Source organism: Mycobacterium asiaticum (genome assembly GCF_001673315.1).
GTDB classification, from domain to species: domain Bacteria; phylum Actinomycetota; class Actinomycetes; order Mycobacteriales; family Mycobacteriaceae; genus Mycobacterium; species Mycobacterium asiaticum_B.
Map to the genome: position 1 here is coordinate 1 of NZ_LZLQ01000072.1, position 16,698 is coordinate 16,698.

The 16,698-nt window shown below is 68.7% G+C and carries 10 protein-coding genes and 3 pseudogenes; 4 read left to right on the forward strand and 9 right to left on the reverse strand.

What is annotated here, in order from left to right; translation table 11 throughout:
* The 3 genes from A5636_RS11130 to A5636_RS11140 form a co-directional block, all read right to left on the reverse strand.
* A partial coding sequence (locus A5636_RS11130; RefSeq protein ID WP_155763755.1) for a PPE family protein occupies positions 1-2,283 on the reverse strand: 2,283 nt, incomplete at its 3' end.
* Between the two features lie 94 nt (positions 2,284-2,377).
* The gene (locus A5636_RS11135) at positions 2,378-8,107 is read right to left on the reverse strand and encodes a PE family protein (RefSeq protein ID WP_065158697.1); all 5,730 of its coding nucleotides are present in this window, start codon (positions 8,105-8,107) and stop codon (positions 2,378-2,380) included.
* A 553-nt stretch (positions 8,108-8,660) separates the two neighbouring features.
* Positions 8,661-9,449: a (2Z,6E)-farnesyl diphosphate synthase gene (locus tag A5636_RS11140; protein WP_065158698.1), complete on the reverse strand. Its 789-nt coding sequence runs from the start codon at positions 9,447-9,449 to the stop codon at positions 8,661-8,663.
* A 183-nt stretch (positions 9,450-9,632) separates the two neighbouring features.
* Here A5636_RS11140 and trhA point away from each other — a divergent pair, with 183 nt between their 5' ends.
* The gene (trhA, locus tag A5636_RS11145) at positions 9,633-10,388 is read left to right on the forward strand and encodes a PAQR family membrane homeostasis protein TrhA (RefSeq protein ID WP_065158699.1); all 756 of its coding nucleotides are present in this window, start codon (positions 9,633-9,635) and stop codon (positions 10,386-10,388) included.
* Between the two features lie 6 nt (positions 10,389-10,394).
* Here the strand turns inward: trhA and A5636_RS11150 are convergent, their stop codons facing one another.
* The 3 genes from A5636_RS11150 to mca are packed head-to-tail and all read right to left on the reverse strand — an operon-like array spanning position 10,395 to position 13,568.
* Complete coding sequence (locus A5636_RS11150; protein WP_065158704.1) at positions 10,395-12,410, reverse strand: thioredoxin domain-containing protein; 2,016 nt, start codon at positions 12,408-12,410, stop codon at positions 10,395-10,397.
* Positions 12,397-12,702 (reverse strand): hypothetical protein, encoded by a 306-nt coding sequence (locus tag A5636_RS11155; protein ID WP_065158700.1) that lies wholly within the window; start codon positions 12,700-12,702, stop codon positions 12,397-12,399. The genes A5636_RS11150 and A5636_RS11155 overlap by 14 nt, the downstream gene beginning before the upstream one ends.
* On the reverse strand, positions 12,699-13,568 hold the full coding sequence (mca, locus tag A5636_RS11160) for a mycothiol conjugate amidase Mca (protein WP_065158701.1): 870 nt from the start codon (positions 13,566-13,568) through the stop codon (positions 12,699-12,701). Before mca ends, A5636_RS11155 begins: the two co-directional genes overlap by 4 nt.
* Before the next feature lie 101 nt (positions 13,569-13,669).
* Here mca and A5636_RS11165 point away from each other — a divergent pair, with 101 nt between their 5' ends.
* Together A5636_RS11165 and greA are read left to right on the forward strand one after the other, a co-directional pair.
* On the forward strand, positions 13,670-14,104 hold the full coding sequence (locus A5636_RS11165; RefSeq protein WP_155763756.1) for a DUF4307 domain-containing protein: 435 nt from the start codon (positions 13,670-13,672) through the stop codon (positions 14,102-14,104).
* A gap of 209 nt (positions 14,105-14,313) precedes the next feature.
* Complete coding sequence (greA, locus tag A5636_RS11170; protein ID WP_065158705.1) at positions 14,314-14,808, forward strand: transcription elongation factor GreA; 495 nt, start codon at positions 14,314-14,316, stop codon at positions 14,806-14,808.
* 65 nt (positions 14,809-14,873) lie between these two features.
* Here the strand turns inward: greA and A5636_RS11175 are convergent, their stop codons facing one another.
* Entirely contained in the window at positions 14,874-16,037 is a 1,164-nt protein-coding gene (locus A5636_RS11175; RefSeq protein WP_065158703.1) for a cystathionine gamma-synthase, read from the reverse strand.
* A 39-nt stretch (positions 16,038-16,076) separates the two neighbouring features.
* A pseudogene (locus tag A5636_RS11180) lies at positions 16,077-16,448 on the reverse strand (RDD family protein); the annotation flags it as partial.
* Between A5636_RS11180 and A5636_RS26115 the strand changes: the two are divergent.
* A pseudogene (locus A5636_RS26115) lies at positions 16,437-16,520 on the forward strand (hypothetical protein); the annotation flags it as partial. The pseudogenes A5636_RS11180 and A5636_RS26115 sit on opposite strands and share 12 nt — an antisense overlap.
* Before the next feature lie 112 nt (positions 16,521-16,632).
* Here the strand turns inward: A5636_RS26115 and A5636_RS27855 are convergent.
* Positions 16,633-16,698 (reverse strand): annotated as a pseudogene (locus tag A5636_RS27855) (hypothetical protein); the annotation flags it as partial.

Below are 16,698 nucleotides of genomic sequence, written 5' to 3' on the forward strand. Positions count from 1 at the left end.
GAAGCCGAAGTTCAACTCCCCGATATTGCCCCCGCCCACATTCAGCCCACCCTGGTTGCCCAAGCCGATGCTGAAGGTGGTGAAGTCGCTCACCGCATTGTGGAAGAACCCCGAAACCTGGTTGCCGACATTGCCGACGCCAGAGACGACCGCCGCCTGCGCCGCGTCCAACGAACTCACGTTGAACATGCCCGAGATGCTGTTGCCCAGGTTGCGCATGCCTGACGCCAGATCGCCCACGTTGCCCACACCCGAGACACCCAGCCCCAAGTTCTGCCACCCGGAACTGCCCGCACCCATGTTGAAGAAGCCCGACGAGCCACCCGAGCCGCTATTGAAGAATCCCGACGACGGGACGGCCGATGTATTGCCGATGCCTGGGCCCGCCGGGATCGAGAACAACGGAATATCGATCGGGCCGACGGTGCCGGAGATGCTGCCGTACGTGGTGTATCCCGGACCGCCGACTGTGAAGTGCAGCCGCGGTCCGCTGATCGTTATGGTCGGAACGCTGATGGGGCCGATGGTGCCGGACGTGTTGCTGAGAGCGCCCATATTGATAGCGCCGATGTTGAACGGCAGAGTGGTGATGTCGAATGTGCCACCGGAAATCGTCGTGTTCACCGGGAATCGCATGCCGAAGTCCACGGGAATCTGATTGATGTGGATCGAGTAGGAAACACCCGTCATGCCCTGGGCGTCGCCCCGGACGAACATCCCGTTGTTCATGTTGCCGGAGTTGCCGATACCGGTGTTGATGTCACCGGAGTTACCGATACCGGTGTTGAGGTTGCCGGTATTGAACCACCCGGTATTGGTGTCACCGGAGTTGAAGTCACCGCTGTTGAAGCTGCCCTCGTTGAAACTTCCCGTGTTATAGCTGCCGCGGTTACCGATACCGGTATTGAAATCGCCGGGATTGAACAAGCCGGTGTTACCGGTGCCCGCGTTGCCGATACCGGTGTTGTAACTGCCGGTATTGAACAACCCAGAGTTGCCCACCCCGGAATTCATAAAGCCACGCAGGTCAAAACCCGAGTTGCCGATACCGACGTTGCCGTCACCCGTGTTGAAGAACCCGACGTTGTTATCCCCGGTGTTGCCGAACCCGATATTGCCGGTGCCGGTATTACCGAAGATGTCGGCGGCGATCGCTTCCGCCGAGCCGGGGTGCACGCTCAGCAAACCGTTCAGCTTGGCCGACAGACTCCCGCTCAACAGACTGCTGATAGCCGGGTTGTTCAAAAGGCTGCTTACCGGCGAACTACGCAGCAGGTTGCTGACGGCAGGGCTGCTCAACAAATTGCTCACCGTCGGACTGCTCAACAAACTGGTAACCGTCGGGCTGCTCAGCGCACCGGTTAAAGCGCTTGTCACCGTCGCGCTGTTGAGCAGGCTGTTCAGCCCCCCGGAACCGGACAGACTCGCCACAAACGCCTGCAGACCGGCACCCGAACCGCCGAGACGGCCCCACAGACCCGATCCGAATCCGTCGCGCCCGAACGACCCCCAACCGCTGGCCGCGGTCGCGCCCCCGGTCGGCACGCCGCCCAGCTCATGCAGGCGAAGGTTCGCCAAACCGCCGGTACCCTGCTGCAACTGACGCAAGACACCGGCCAGGTTGAACCCACCCAACAAACTGCTCAACCTGGTGCTGATCGCACCCACGCCCGCCTTGAGCGCGCCAGGGTTCAAACCCCCGGCCAGACCCGACAACTCGGCCACCACCGCTTTGACGAAGCCACCCGCACCGCCCGCACCACTCAACGGGACCTTGGCAAACGGCGTCAACGCCGCGGCGGCAGCCGAAGCGCCACCGTGGTAGCCCAGCATTGCCACGATGTCCTGAGCCCAAAACTCCTCGTAGGCCGCCTCTGCCGCTGCAATCGCCGGCCAGTTCTGCCCGAACAGGTTCGAAACCGCAAGCCGCACCAGCGACTTGCGATTACCGGCGATCAGCGCCGGATGCACGATCATCGACCGCGCGGTCTCGAAAGCGGACACCACCACCCGGGCCTGCGAAGCCGCCTCCTCGGCCGCTATTCCCGCGGCACTCAACCAGGCCGCATAGGGCGAGGCCGCCGCCGCCATCGACGCCGCAGCCGGACCCTGCCAAGCACCGTTGACCAGACCCGAGGTCACCGCCTCGAAGAACGACGACGCCGAGCCCAGCTCGGACGCCAAGCCATCCCACGCCGACGCCACCGACGCCATCGGCGCCGAACCCGCCCCGACCAACATGTTCAGCGAGTTGATCTCAGGGGGCAAAGTCAGGAAACTCACCGGCTCAATCCTTTTCCTTACATTGCAGACGATCGCTTCAGACGACCGCTGTTCGACGTGTGTGGAGTATTACCGGGTAGGCCAGGTTGGGTTCTTACGTGCCGTTCGAGCCGGGGCTCCCCGCAGTACCGGGGGCGGCGTTGGCGCCGGGAGTGCCCGCCGCACCGCCGCCGCCACCGGTACCGACGGCCCCGTCGAGTCCCGACCCACCGTCGAGACCGCCGCCGAGGCCCGCGCCGCCAGTGCCTCCGGTCGCGTGGTCGGCGCCGTCGCCGCCGGCACCCCCATTGCCGGCCTGGCCGCCAGTGGTGCCGGTGTTCGGCGCACCACCGTTGCCACCGACACCGCCCTGCCCGCCATTACCCGAGTTGCCGGCGTTGCCACCTACGCCGCCGCCGTTGCCGGCGCCGCCGTCACCGCCGGCACCACCGACGCCGCCCGAGCCGGCCGCGCCGGCATTGCCGCCGTTGCCACCGAGCGCGGTGCCCTTAGCGGCACCGCCGTTGCCGCCAGCACCTGACTGGCCGCCTGAGCCGCCCTGACCGCCATTACCACCGGCTGCGCCTGCGGTGGTGTCGGTTCCGGCCCCGCCGTTGCCGCCGGCGCCACCGGCACCGCCGGAACCGCTGGTGCCACCGTTGCCGCCGAGGCCGCCGGCATTGGTACCGCTGGTCGGGGTGCCGCCAAGGCCACCGGTACCGCCGTCTCCGCCCTTACCGCCGGCACCGCCGTCGCCACCGGCACTTGCGGCGCCGTTGGTGCCGCCGCCGGTAGCGGTACCGCCGGCCGCGCCGTTGCCACCGGCACCGCCAGCACCACCCCCGCCACCGGCGCCGCCGTTTCGGGCATCCCTGCTGGCCGCCGTGTTGGTGTTCTGACCGTTGCCACCCGTGGCCCCGTTACCGCCTGCGCCGCCGGCACCACCGTCACCGGCGGTTCCTGCGTTGCCACCGGAGTTGCCTGTACCACCGGCACCCGCGTTACCACCGGTGCCACCGGCACCCGCCGTGCCACCGCTGCCGCCCGCACCACCCGTGGTGCCGGTGGCGGCACCGCCAGTCCCGCCGCTGGATCCGACGCCACCTTGCCCGCCGTTACCGCCTGCGGCGCCGTTCGAGTTCGTGGTACCGGCACCACCAGTCCCGCCGGCGCCACCGGCGCCACCGGCGGCACCGTTACCGCCGAGACCACCGTTGGTCCGGTTGCCCGTGCCGCTTCCGCCGTTACCGGCCGTCCCAGCGTTTCCACCGTTGCCGCCGTTACCGGCACTACCCGCGGTGCCGTCGTTGCCGACCGTGGCGCTGCCGGCGGCGCCACCGTTGCCGCCTTGGCCGCCTTGGCCGCCGGCGCCAGCCTTACCGCCGGTGCCACCGAATCCGTTGGCGACACCGGAGCTAATTCCTGTCCCACCGTTACCGCCCTGGCCGCCCTGGCCGCCGTGGCCGGCGCTGCCACCGTTACCCGCGTCGCCGGAGATCGATCCGCCGGCACCACCGGCGCCGCCGTTGCCACCCTGACCACCGGCGCCGCCACCGACGCCATCCGCTCCCGTGCCACCGCTGCCACCGGTGGTGCCGGTTGCGCCGTGGCCACCGCTACCGCCGTTACCGCCCTTGCCGACGTTTCCGCCGGCACCACCGGCGCCCCCGTTGCCGCCGTTCGAACCGTTGGTCAGAGCACCGGCGTTGAAGCCGTTACCGCCGTCACCGCCGTCGCCGCCGCTGGTAGCCGCGAGGCCGTTCGCACCGTTGTTCCCGGTGGTCGAACCGGTGCCTGCCGCGCCGCCGGTCCCGGCAACGCCGGAGTCGCCGCCCTTGCCACCATTGCTGGCGTTGAGGTTGCCCGCGGTGCCGTCGGCGCCGCGGCCGCCGTTACCGCCCAAACCGGACGCCCCGCCGGCGCCGCCGTCTCCCGCAGCACCCACGACGCCTGCCGTGGTAGCGCCACCGTTACCGCCGGCACCGCCCTCGCCACCTGCGCCACCTGCACCACCTGCACCGCCGGCGGTGTTCGGGTTCGTCGAGTTCGCGCCGAGACCACCCGTTCCGCCTTGTGCGCCGGCGCCCCCAGTACCGCCGGCGCCGCCGTCACCTGACACCGTGCCGCCGGCACCACCGTGGCCGCCGGCACCGCCGAAGCCGCCGGCAACTCCGGCGCCACCATTGCCACCCGAGCCGACCCCGACCGCACCAGCCTTGCCCAGCAGACCGTCACCACCGGCACCGCCTGCTCCACCGTTGCCGCTCTTTCCGGCGTCGCCACCATGACCGCCGGCACCGCCGCCGGCCTTACCGTCGCCACCGTGCCCGCCGGCACCACCGTCACCAGAGGTCGTCCCGCCGGCACCGCCATGACCTCCGGCACCGCCGATACCCGCCGAGGACTGGCCGAGGCCACCCTCCCCGCCGATGCCACCGCTACCCGTTTCGCCGCCGGCACCACCGGTGCCGCCCTCGCCACCGTCGCCGGCCTGCGCTCCGCTGATGCCACCGTGACCGCCCGCGCCACCGGCGCCGGTCCCATCACCGGCGCCGCCGTGGCCGCCGGCACCGCCGCTACCGAGCACACCGCCGGCACCGCCCGCACCACCGACACCACCGTTTGCGTTCGAGCCGGCATCGGCGGCATAGCCCTGGCCACCGACGCCGCCGTCGCCACCGTGGGTAGCCGCGGCACCGGTACCCCCGTTAGCACCGGTGCCGGTGGCGCCGGTGCCCTTCAGCCCGCCGGCGCCACCGGTGCCGGGGTTACCGCCCTGGCCGCCGATACCGCCGTCGATGCTGCCCGAGTTGCCGTCGCCGCCGACACCACCGGTACCGCCGATACCGGCGGCACCACCGTTACCACCCGAGCCGCCTGCGCCGAGCGCACCCGCGGTGCCCTTCGAGGACGCGCCACCGAGGCCACCGTTTCCGCCGGCACCCCCAACGCCGCCGACACCGCCCTGACCGCCGACACCGCCGGTACCACCGCCATCCGGACCCGCCTCACCGACACCGCCGGTGCCACCCACGCCACCGGTACCGCCGACGCCGCCGGCACCACCGATTCCACCGTTACCAGCCATCGAACCGGCCGCACCACCAGCGCCGCCGTGTCCACCCACCCCACCGGCCTGCCCGGTCCCACCGACCAGACCTGTCTCCCCGGTGTCGCCTTGGGCGCCGTTAGCACCGTCACCGCCGGCACCGCCGGCACCGCCGCTGCCGACCCGGCCACCTGCGCCGCCGGTACCGCCGTTACCGCCCGCTGCGCCAGTCACCGTGCCTGTCGTGGCGTCATACCCGTCGCCACCGGCTCCACCATCACCGCCGTTGGTCGCCGCAGCGCCGGTAGCTCCGTCGCCACCAAAGGCGCTGCCGGCACCGCCGGTACCACCGGCACCTCCGGTCCCGGGATCGCCGCCGAGCCCGCCCGCGCCGCCGTGGATGCTGTCGACGGTGCCGTGGGCACCATGACCACCGTTTCCGCCCAGCCCGGCCGCACCGCCGGCACCGCCGTTGCCGCCGACGCCCAGGTCACCGTTCGGGTTGGGTGCGTTGCCGCCCTTACCACCATCGCCGCCTTGCCCACCAGCACCACCGACGCCACCGGTTCCGGCGATCTGGGACGGGTTCGCTGCGTCAGCGCCCACTGCGCCGGTGCCGCCCTGCCCGCCAATGCCGCCCTGCCCGCCGGCCCCGCCGAAGCCGGCGCTGGTCCCGGCCGAACCGCCGTCGCCGCCGTGACCGCCGTTGCCACCGGTCCCGCCGGCACCACCGCTTTGGGTCGGGTCGGTACCGGTGGCACCAATGGCGCCATTACCGCCGGCACCACCCGCGCCGCCGTTTCCGACGCGACCGCCGGCACCGCCGCGCCCGCCGTCACCACCATGAGCACCAGGGGTGGTGGCGTTCCAGCCGGCGCCACCAGAGCCGCCGTTTCCGCCGGTCATCGCTGCCGTGCCCGTCGAACCGGAGGTGGCGACGCTGGTTCCGGCACCGTTCACGCCGCCGGCGCCGCCGGCTCCGCCGAAGCCGGGGTTGCCACCCTGGCCGCCGGTACCGCCATTGCGAACGTTGGCATTGCCGGCACCGCCGACCCCGCCGTCGCCGCCGATACCGGCCGCGCCACCGTTACCACCGGCACCGCCGGTGCCGGTGACGCCACCGGTACCACTGCCCAGCGCGACGCCTCCGGCTCCGCCGGCACCGCCGTGACCACCGGTACCGCCAGAGCCACCCAGCCCGCCGGTTCCGCCGGTGGCTCCCGCGACGGTTGCATCGGCCCCGGTGGCTCCGGCGCCGCCCGCACCACCGAGACCGCCGACGCCGCCGGCGCCACCGTTTCCACCGTTGCCCGATACAGCACCGCCGCGGCCACCGGATCCACCGAGGCCACCGGTACCACCGACCGCGCCCGTGCCGCCTGCGGCACCCGGGGTAGCACCGTTCGCGCCTGCGGCACCGACCACTCCGGCACCACCGGCACCGCCATGGCCTCCGTTGCCGGTCACGCCGCCGTCGCCGCCGGCACCACCGGTTCCGCCGACCCTGCCCACGCCGCCAGTGCCGCCGTTCCCACCGGCACCGCTGCCGTCACCGGCGCCACCGGCGCCACCGATACCGCCGTGTCCGACCGCGCCGGCGTTTCCACCCGCGCCACCGTTGCCGCCGGCGGTGTTCGAGCCGGTCGCGGCGGTGAGACCCGCGCCGCCGGCTCCACCGTTGCCGCCGCTGGTCGCCGCGGCCCCAGTCGCGCCGTTGGCCGCGCCCAAGGAGCCCGCGCCACCCACACCGCCAACACCGGGATTCCCGCCCTGCCCGCCGGCGCCACCGTGGATGTTTCCGATTTCACCCCCGCCACCTGCGCCGCCGTCACCGCCGAGTCCGGCCGCGCCACCCTGGCCGCCAGCGGCACCGGCTCCGAACATGCCGGTGCCACCGGCGGCGCCACCGGCGCCACCATTGCCGCCGTTGCCGCCGGTGCCACCTGTCAAGCCTGGGGCGGCTTCCGCGCCGGTGTAGCCGGCACCACCGGCGCCACCGATGCCGCCGGCCCCGGCGGTGCTCAAGATCGCGCCCCCGTTGCCGCCCCTACCACCGACGCCACCGTCACCGGCGTTGGTGCCGGAGAGTAGATCGCCCGCACCGCCCACACCGCCGGCGCCACCGGTGCCGCCGGCGCCGAACAGGCCGGCGTTGCCGCCGATGCCGCCCGCACCACCAGTCAGGCCGGCAGCGGCGCCGATACCACCGGCGCCACCCATACCGCCATTGCCGAACAGGATCCCTCCGGACCCGCCGCTACCACCGTTTGCGCCCGCTCCGCCGGCACCGCCCACACCGCCGTTACCGAAGAACCCGGCTGCTCCACCGGCCCCGCCGGCCTGCCCAGCTGCACCTGATCCGCCCGCTCCGCCGTTGCCCCACAGCAGCCCGCCGGCGCCGCCATTGGCTCCGCTCCCCGCTGCACCGTCGACGCCGTTGCCGATCAACGGACGCTGGAACAACGCCTGAGACGGCGCGTTGATCAGGTCCGTGACCGCCTGCAGCGGCGAGGCGTTGAGCGTCTCGGCGGTGGCATAGGCGTTCCCCGCGGATGTCAGGGCTCGGACGAACTGTTGGTGGAAGGCCTCGGCTTCGGAACTCAGCGCCTGGTAGCTCTGCGCGTGCGTACCGAACAGCGCGGCGATGGCCGCCGAAACCTCGTCACGAGCCGCCGGCAACAACGTCGCTATCGGGCCGGCCCACGCACCATGGGCGGTGCTGATCGACGTGCCCAGACTCTCCAAGTTCGCCGCCGCAGCAGCGAGCAGGTCCGGGGCAGCCACCAAATACGACATCGCTGAAACTCCTGTGGTTCATGGCCGATGGGGGTCACTCGAATGGGGAATGTACATGGCACGGGGACGGAATAGCCAGAACTGACAACAGAAATTTCTTCAATTTTCTGAGACTGCATCTCGGCGCCCATCTGACGTCCCTTAGCCGAAGCTTTGCTGGATTTTTATAAGCCCTTTTAGAAGAACTCATACGCGTCGGTCAGACTGTTGACATTAATACAATAACTCTGGTGCAAATTGAAATCTGTTGTGATACAGAGGATTTCGAGTTGTTTTACGCCTGTGGAGCAGTCGTTCCTTGCTGACGCTAGCGTAAGTGAATATTTAAGTAATTTTAAGTATGTTTAGCCGCGCTAAGAGCTGGCTGCCGAATTTGGCATTTAAGTGCAAGATTTGCTGACGCGCCTAAACGCCAGTCGTGAAGACAAGTTTTGTCACACTGAACGTGACATTTCTCGTCGGGAGTGTCACACGGGCGGTGCCTGCTGCACCACAGCCCGCGGGCGGGCCAGCGGCCGTATCGCCGATTGCGCAGGCACGGCCCGCGGACGGGTCAGCGGCCGTATCGCCGATTCCGCATGCTGTAGTCGCGCAGTGCCCGCAGGAAATCGACACGGCGAAATGCCGGCCAGTGAGCCTCGGTGAACCACATCTCCGAGTAGGCGCTCTGCCACAACAGGAAGCCGGACAGCCGCTGCTCCCCCGACGTGCGGATCACCAAGTCGGGATCGGGCTGCCCGGACGTATAAAGGTTTTCCGAAATTCCTTCGACGGTGACCGCCTCGATGAGTTCCTCGGCGGTGGCGCCGTCTGCGAGTTGCTTGCCCAGCAGCGCACGGACGGCGTCCACAATTTCCCGACGGCCGCCGTAGCCGACCGCCACGTTGACATGGAACGCCGCGTTCTGCGGGGTGGAGTCCACCGCGCCGCGCACCCGGCGGGCCGGTTCCTCGCCCAGTAGCTCGAGGTCGCCGACGGTTCGAACGCTCCACCGGTTAGCCGGTGCACAGATCTCCTCCACCACGTCGGTGATGATCTCGATCAGCGCGCCCAGCTCGTCGGCGTCACGCTGCAGATTCTCGGTGGAAAGCAGGTAGATGGTCGTCATTTCGATGCCGGCTTCCTGGCACCACCGCAGCATCTCGGCGATCTTGACGGCACCCATGCGGTAGCCGACGCTGACGTCGTCGTACCCAAGACTGCGCGCCCAGCGGCGATTCCCGTCGCACAACACCGCGATGTGGCGCGGCAGCTCAGACCTGGTGGCGGCCAAACCCTGCCGTAGACGCAGCTCGTAGAGCCGGTACAACGGCTCCTTGAGCCTCGGCGGGATGATCTCCACGGAGATCAACCCTACTGTGATCAAGGCCGATTACCGGTCCCGATTCTGGGCAATCTCACGCCACGTCGCTCAGCCGAATTTCAGACAGTCCCGCTAACCTAATTTCAAGGTCTTCTCGGACCACCAACTGGACCAAGCAACTGGACCAAGCACCGGTATTCACTAGATGGAGTCACCACACAGATGAGCAGCCAGACCAGCACGCTCACCAACGCGGACCAGGCCGCCGAGCGCGGCTCTGCGCCTACCGATGCCGACCACACCGCGGGCGAGAAGATCGCCGAGGGCGTCGCAAAGGTATTGACCAAGCCCCGCTTCCGGGGCTGGATTCACGTGTACTCAGCCGGCGCCGCCGTTTTCGCGGGCGCGTCCCTGGTCGCGGTGTCGTGGGCGGTCGACTCCACCAAGGCCGGCCTGGCGACCATGCTGTACACGTTCGCCACCATCATCATGTTCACCGTCAGTGCGACCTACCACCGGGTGAACTGGAAGTCCGCCACCACGCGGAAGTGGATGAAGCGCGCCGACCACTCGATGATCTTCGTGTTCATCGCCGGCAGCTACACCCCCTTCGCGCTGCTGGCCCTGCCGCCGGATGCGGCGAGATTGATGTTGTGGATCGTGTGGGGCGGCGCCGCCGGCGGAATCCTGTTGAAGATGCTCTGGCCGTCGGCTCCGCGCTGGGTCGGCGTGCCGCTCTATATCCTCCTGGGCTGGGTCGCCGTCTGGTACACCGGGACGATCCTGCACAACGCCGGCGTGACGGCGATGGTGCTGCTGTTCGTCGGCGGCGCCCTGTACAGCATCGGCGGGATTCTTTACGCGCTGAAGTGGCCCGACCCGTGGCCGTCGACGTTCGGCTATCACGAGTTCTTCCACGCGTGCACGGCGGTTGCGGCGATATGCCACTACATCGCCATGTGGTTCGTGGTCTTCTAGAGCTGGTTAGAGCTGGGTGAGGGGTCCCAGCGCGGCCGCGAGTTGGTCCGCGGTGGTGACCGGCAAGTCGCAAATCCGCCCGCGGCACACATAGGCCGCGTCAGCGTCACCCACCAGGGTGCGCCCGGCCAGCAACGTCGACGAATCCGCCGGGCCGCCAACCACGATCGCCCCGCCGGGCGCCAGCCGCCGAGCCTCGGTCAGCAGCGAGGACCCTCCGCCGCAGACGACCGCGATCTGCAGCGGCCCGCGCACCGCGGCTTCAGCCACCGCGAGCCAATGCCCGGCCGAACGCGGCGCGCGGGCCAGCAGCACCGAGTGCGCCGCCAGCGTGGAGCCGACCAGCTGCAGGTACCGTTCGGCGCGCGCGCCGTCCACCAGGTGCGCGGCCGTCAGCAGCGCCTCGGCGATCGACGACGCCCCCGAGGGCGTCGCCCCATCCAACGGGTCGGCAGGCCGCGCCACGAGCTGTTCGGCGTCGTCGGCGGTGTCGTACCAGCGCCCGGCCCGCTGCGGATCACTGAAGTGACGCACGGCGGTATCCAGCAGGCCGGTGGCCGCGGTGAGCCAGTAGTCCTCCGGGCTCAGCTGGTACAGCGCCAGCAACCCGGTTGCCAGCATCGCGTAGTCCTCCAGAATGGCCGCGCTGTCGCCGACCACCCCGCCCAGACTCACACGTCGCAGCCTCCCGTCGACGACATGGCGGTCCAGCAGCGCGGTCGCGCATTTACGTGCAGCCTCAGCCAAGTCTGAATCATCCAGTGTCACGCTGGCTTCGGCGAGAGCGGTGACCGCCAGCCCGTTCCAGGACGTGACCACCTTGTCGTCACGGCCGGGCTGGACCCGGACTCGCCGCGCGCTCAGCAGGGTGGCACGAACCCGGTCCAGCCGCTGTCTGTCCTCAGGATCTTCGCGCAACTGCAGCACCGAGCTCCCGTGCTCGAAGGTTCCTGACCGGGTCACACCGAAAACCGTCGCCGCCCAACGTCCGTCGTCGACACCAAGCGCGTCGTTCAACTGCGCCGGCGTCCACACATAGGTGGATCCCTCGCTGCCGTCGGCGTCGGCATCCAGCGACGAGGTGAACAGGTCGCCGTCGGCCAGATCATCGAGCAGAAACCGCGCCGTCTGCGCGGTGACGCGCCGCGCCAGCGGATCACCGGTCCGGCGTGCCCAGTGGGCGTACCCGCGCAGCAGCAGCGCGTTGTCGTAGAGCATCTTCTCGAAGTGCGGCACCACCCAGGCGTTGTCCACGCTGTAGCGGGCGAAGCCGCCGGCCAGCTGGTCGTACATGCCGCCGCGGGCCATCGCGTTGCCAGCGCGGGTCACCGCCTGCAGCACCGCCGCGGACCCGGTGCGCTCGTAGTTGCGCAGCAACGCCTCCAGCAGTGCCGACGGCGGGAATTTGGGTGCGGTGCCGAAACCGCCGTGCGTGGTGTCCTGGTCGCGCAGCACGGCGGCGACGGCGTGGTCGCATAAACCGGGTGCGATCTCGGGACCGCCGCCGGGCAGTCCTGATGCCATCGAGCGCAGTTCACCCGCAATCTGGTCCGAGGCCTCCTCGACCTCATTTCGGCGGTCCCGCCACGTCTCGGTGATGGCCGCGAGCAGTTGCAGGAAGCTGTCTTTGGGGTAGTAGGTGCCGCAGAAGAACGGCCTGCCGTCCGGAGTCAAGAAGCACGTCATGGGCCAGCCACCCTGACCGGTCAACGCGACGGTGGCGTTCATGTAGACCGCGTCGATGTCGGGCCGCTCCTCGCGGTCCACCTTGATGCACACGAAACCGGCGTTCATCGCGGCGGCCACCTCGTCGTCCTCGAACGACTCGTGGGCCATCACGTGACACCAGTGGCAGGCGGCGTAACCGACGGACAGCAGGATCGGCACGTCGCGGGCCACAGCGTCGGCCAGCGCCTGGGGCGTCCATTGCTGCCAGTGCACCGGGTTGTCGGCGTGCTGACGCAGGTACGGGCTGGTGGCCAGCCCGAGGGTATTGGTGCCGGACTCCTCAGCCGGGCTCATGAGCGGATCCCGGCGGTCGGGCAGCACCGTTGCCGCCGGGACCAGGGCGGTCCGGGTCGACCGCGTTCACCGCGTCCGTGCCGTCGTCGGCGGCCTGATCGGGCTCCGGATGCTGAGGGTCGAACGATTCAGGGACCTTCTTCAGTTGCTTGTTCATCGACCGCACCAGAAAGAAGGTCGCGACGATCAGCAACACCACGACAACCAGACCGATGGGACTGGCCTTGCCGAAGTCGGGACCATTGTTCTTGGTGCCGCCCTCAGCAATCACGGTGAGTAGAAGGTGATTCACCGGTCCTCGATCCCCTCGAACAAGTCGGTCTCGGGCAACGCCGTCGGCACGTGCGAGCGCGCCAGCTCGAACTCCTCGGTCGGCCACAACCGTTCCTGCCACGAGATCGGGGCGGCGAAGAATTCGGCGTTCGGGTCGATCTGGGTGGCGTGGGCGAGCAACGCGTCGTCGCGCTGGCCGAAATACGCCGAGCACTCGACGCGGGTCGTCACCCTCTTCTCAAAGTGGTCATGCTCGGGCAGCCAATGCTTGAGCCACTTGTCGAACGGCCCTTTCTGGCCGTGCTTTTCGAATTCGTCCTGCAGTAGCTGCATGCGGGCCCGGAGAAACCCGTGAACGTAGTACAGCTTCGACACGGTCCAGGGTTCGCCCGCATCCCGGAAGCGGCAATAGTCTCCAGCCGCTTCGTAGGCCGCGACTGACACTTCGTGGCAGCGGATGTGGTCGGGATGCGGGTAGCCGCCGTTCTCGTCGTAGGTGATCATCACGTGCGGCCGGAACTCCCGGACCACTCGGACCAGCGCCTCGGTGGACCGCTCCAGCGGTACCAGCGCGAAGCAGTCGTCGGGCAGCGGTGGCAGTGGGTCGCCCTTGGGCAGCCCGGAGTCGACGAAACCCAGCCAGGTGTGCTCCACGCCGAGGATTTCAGCCGCCTTGGCCATCTCGTCGCGCCGGATCTCGTGGATGTGTCCACGCACGTCAGGCAGGTCCATCGCCGGGTTGAGGATCTCGCCGCGTTCCCCGCCCGTCAACGTCACCACCATGACGCGGTGGCCCTCGTCGGCATACTTGGCCAGGGTCGCGGCACCCTTGCTGGATTCGTCGTCGGGGTGGGCATGCACCGCCATCAATCGCAGTTTGCTCACGTGCTCCCTCGTCCGTCCGTTGGCCGCCCACCGACCTGTGAGTGCCCCCTATACTTCCAGTTCTCCACTACCCAACAAATCCCGAGGGCATGACTGACGGCGTGACAGAGACTCCCACTGCGCGGCCGCAGGCGCGTTATGGCCGTGCCGGGCTGTCCCGGAAAACCCGGCGGCGCGTCGTCATCGGGCTGACCGCACTGGTCCTGACGGCCGGTATCGGCATCGCGATCCTCGGCTACCAGCGCATCGGCACCAGCCCGGTGTCCGGCACGCTGGCCGCCTATGAAGTCATCGACGACGAGACCGCGTCGGTGACGATCAGCGTCACCCGAAAAGACCCTTCCCGACCGGTGGATTGCATCGTGCGGGTGCGCGCCAAGGACGGCACCGAGACCGGCCGGCGGGAAGTCCTGGTTCCCCCGGGCGATCAGGGCACCGTGCAGGTGACGACGACCCTGAAGTCCAGCAAGCCGCCGGTGATGGCGGACGTATACGGCTGCGGCACAGACGTGCCCGGTTATCTGCGCCCGTCCTGACCGCACAACGATCGCCGAACTGCGGCGATGGAGTCATCGTTTGTTTGCGCGGTGGTAACATATATGAATGCACGGTCCTGGTCGGGGACCGTGTATTGCTGCATTAAGGCCGTGACCGGAACGTTGTGGGGCAGCACCCGGGGGTGGGACCCGCCAGCGGGATCAATACTTGCGCGGCTACGCGAATGACACACAAGGAGCGCCACGAGATGACGGACACTCAGGTGACCTGGTTGACCCAGGAGTCACATGACCGACTCAAGGCCGAGCTCGACCAGCTGATCGCGAATCGTCCGGTGATCGCCGCCGAAATCAACGATCGCCGTGAAGAGGGCGATCTGCGCGAGAACGGCGGCTACCACGCCGCCCGCGAGGAGCAGGGCCAGCAGGAGGCCCGCATCCGCCAACTACAGGACCTGCTGAACAACGCCAAGGTCGGCGAAGCGCCCAAGCAGTCCGGCGTCGCACTGCCCGGGTCGGTGGTGAAGGTCTACTACAACGGCGACAAGTCGGACACCGAGACCTTCCTGATCGCTACCCGCCAGGAGGGCGTGAACGACGGCAAGCTCGAGGTCTACTCGCCCAATTCACCCCTGGGCGGCGCGCTGATCGACGCCAAGGTCGGCGAGACCCGCACCTACAAGGTGCCCAGCGGCAACACCGTCGAGGTCACGCTGGTCAGTGCGGAGCCGTACCACTCCTGAGTCAGCGCCCAAACGCCGAAAGCCCCCGTTTCGTGCCGGAACGAGGGCTTTTGCGTCTCCGCCGCTCAGCTCAGCGCCTGCTCCAGGTCGGCCAGCAGGTCGCCGATGTCCTCGATGCCGACCGATAGCCGGACGAGGTCGTCGGGCACCTCCAACTGCGAGCCAGCGGTCGAGGCGTGCGTCATCGCACTGGGATGCTCGATGAGCGACTCCACCCCGCCCAGCGACTCGGCCAGAATGAAGATCTCGGTGTTGGCGCACAGTTTCTCGGCCGCGGCCCGTCCGCCGCGCATCCGCACCGAGACCATGCCGCCGAAGTCGCGCATCTGCCGAGCCGCCACCGCGTGGCCGGGGTGGCTGGCCAGGCCCGGATAGAGCACCGCACTCACCGAAGGCTGCTCGGACAGGAATTGTGCTACGGCAGCAGCGTTTTCGCTATGCCGCTGCACCCGCAGCACCAGCGTCTTGAGCCCCCGGATGGTCAGATAGGCGTCGAACGGTCCCGGCACCGCACCCGCGCCGTTCTGCAGGAAGGCGAACGCCTGGTCCAGCTCTTCGTCGTTGGTGACCAGGGCGCCACCGACGACATCGGAGTGGCCGCCGATGTATTTGGTGGTCGAATGCAAGACGATGTCGGCGCCGAGGGTCAGCGGCTGCTGTAGTGCGGGTGAGGCAAAGGTGTTGTCCACCAACACTTTCGCGGCACTATCAGCTCCCAGCTGGGCGATGGCAGATATCTCACTGATGTCGGCAATGGACAGCAGCGGGTTGGTCGGCGTCTCCACCCAGATCAACCGGGTATGCGGTGTGATCGCCGACCGCACCGCGTCCAGGTCCGACAGCGCCACCGGCGTGTACTGCACGCCCCACTGCGTGAAGACCTTGTCGATCAACCGGAAGGTGCCTCCGTAGGCGTCGTCGGGTATCACCACGTGGTCACCCGGGCGCAGGATCGACCGCAGCACGCAGTCGGTGGCGGCCATGCCGGAACTGAATGCGCGGCCGAACGCGCCCTCCTCCATTGCCGCCAGCGAATTCTCGAGCGCCGCACGGGTCGGGTTGCCGGTGCGCGCGTATTCGTAGCCGCCGCGCAAGCCGCCGACACCGTCCTGGGCGAACGTGCTGCTGGCATAGATGGGGGTGTTGACGACTCCGGTCGCCGGATCCGGCCGGTATCCGGCGTGGATCGCTCTGGTAGCCAGTCCGGTCTGGGTGAAGTCTTCAGTCATCGACGGCCAGCCTAGTGGCTCGGGCAGCCGATGACCGGGTTAGAGCGGCAGGCAGACCGTCGTCATGATCTTGTCGGCCAGCGTCTGGCGCTTCTTGTCCCACAGCGGGAACAGGAACCCGACGTAGCAAATGATCGCGTCGACGAAGTGCGCGATCTGGCGCACCAGCGACATCCCGAAGCCCAGCGGCTCGCCGCTGACCTCGCTGACCACCTTGAACTTCATCACCGATTTGCCGATGCTCGATCCGGTGGTGCCCTGCTTGTAGCCGTAGTTCCAGACCACGTATGCCGCCACCGCCGCGTTGGCCAGCATGTTCACCAACGCACCGATGATCGAGTCGTCGGGCGCGACGATGGCGAGCACCACACCGACGGCGAGGATCACCAGCACCGGCACGTAGTCGATGAGGGCAAACCCGTCGGGGTGATCACCCGCTACGACCTGTTGGGCTTCCTGTCCGAAGGCACCCGGCGACGCTGATCGCTGTGACCTGGGCCTCGGTGCTCAGGTACTGTATGCGGCTTAGTTCAGCTAGTCCGCACTGGAAGGTAGCCCATGACCGATCAGCCGTCCGGCGGGTCGTACCCGCCACCGCCCCAGCCACCGGCATCTGGGATACGCCGTACTCACGCAGGATGCCGATGGCGTCGCGCACGGT

Coding starts and splice junctions, on each gene's coding strand:
- A5636_RS11135 (WP_065158697.1), bottom strand. CDS start 8,107: ATGTCGTATTTGGTGGCTGCCCCGGACCTGCTCGCTGCTGCGGCGGCG.
- trhA (WP_065158699.1), top strand. CDS start 9,633: ATGAGCAGCCAGACCAGCACGCTCACCAACGCGGACCAGGCCGCCGAG.
- A5636_RS11150 (WP_065158704.1), bottom strand. CDS start 12,410: ATGAGCCCGGCTGAGGAGTCCGGCACCAATACCCTCGGGCTGGCCACC.
- greA (WP_065158705.1), top strand. CDS start 14,314: ATGACGGACACTCAGGTGACCTGGTTGACCCAGGAGTCACATGACCGA.
- A5636_RS11175 (WP_065158703.1), bottom strand. CDS start 16,037: ATGACTGAAGACTTCACCCAGACCGGACTGGCTACCAGAGCGATCCAC.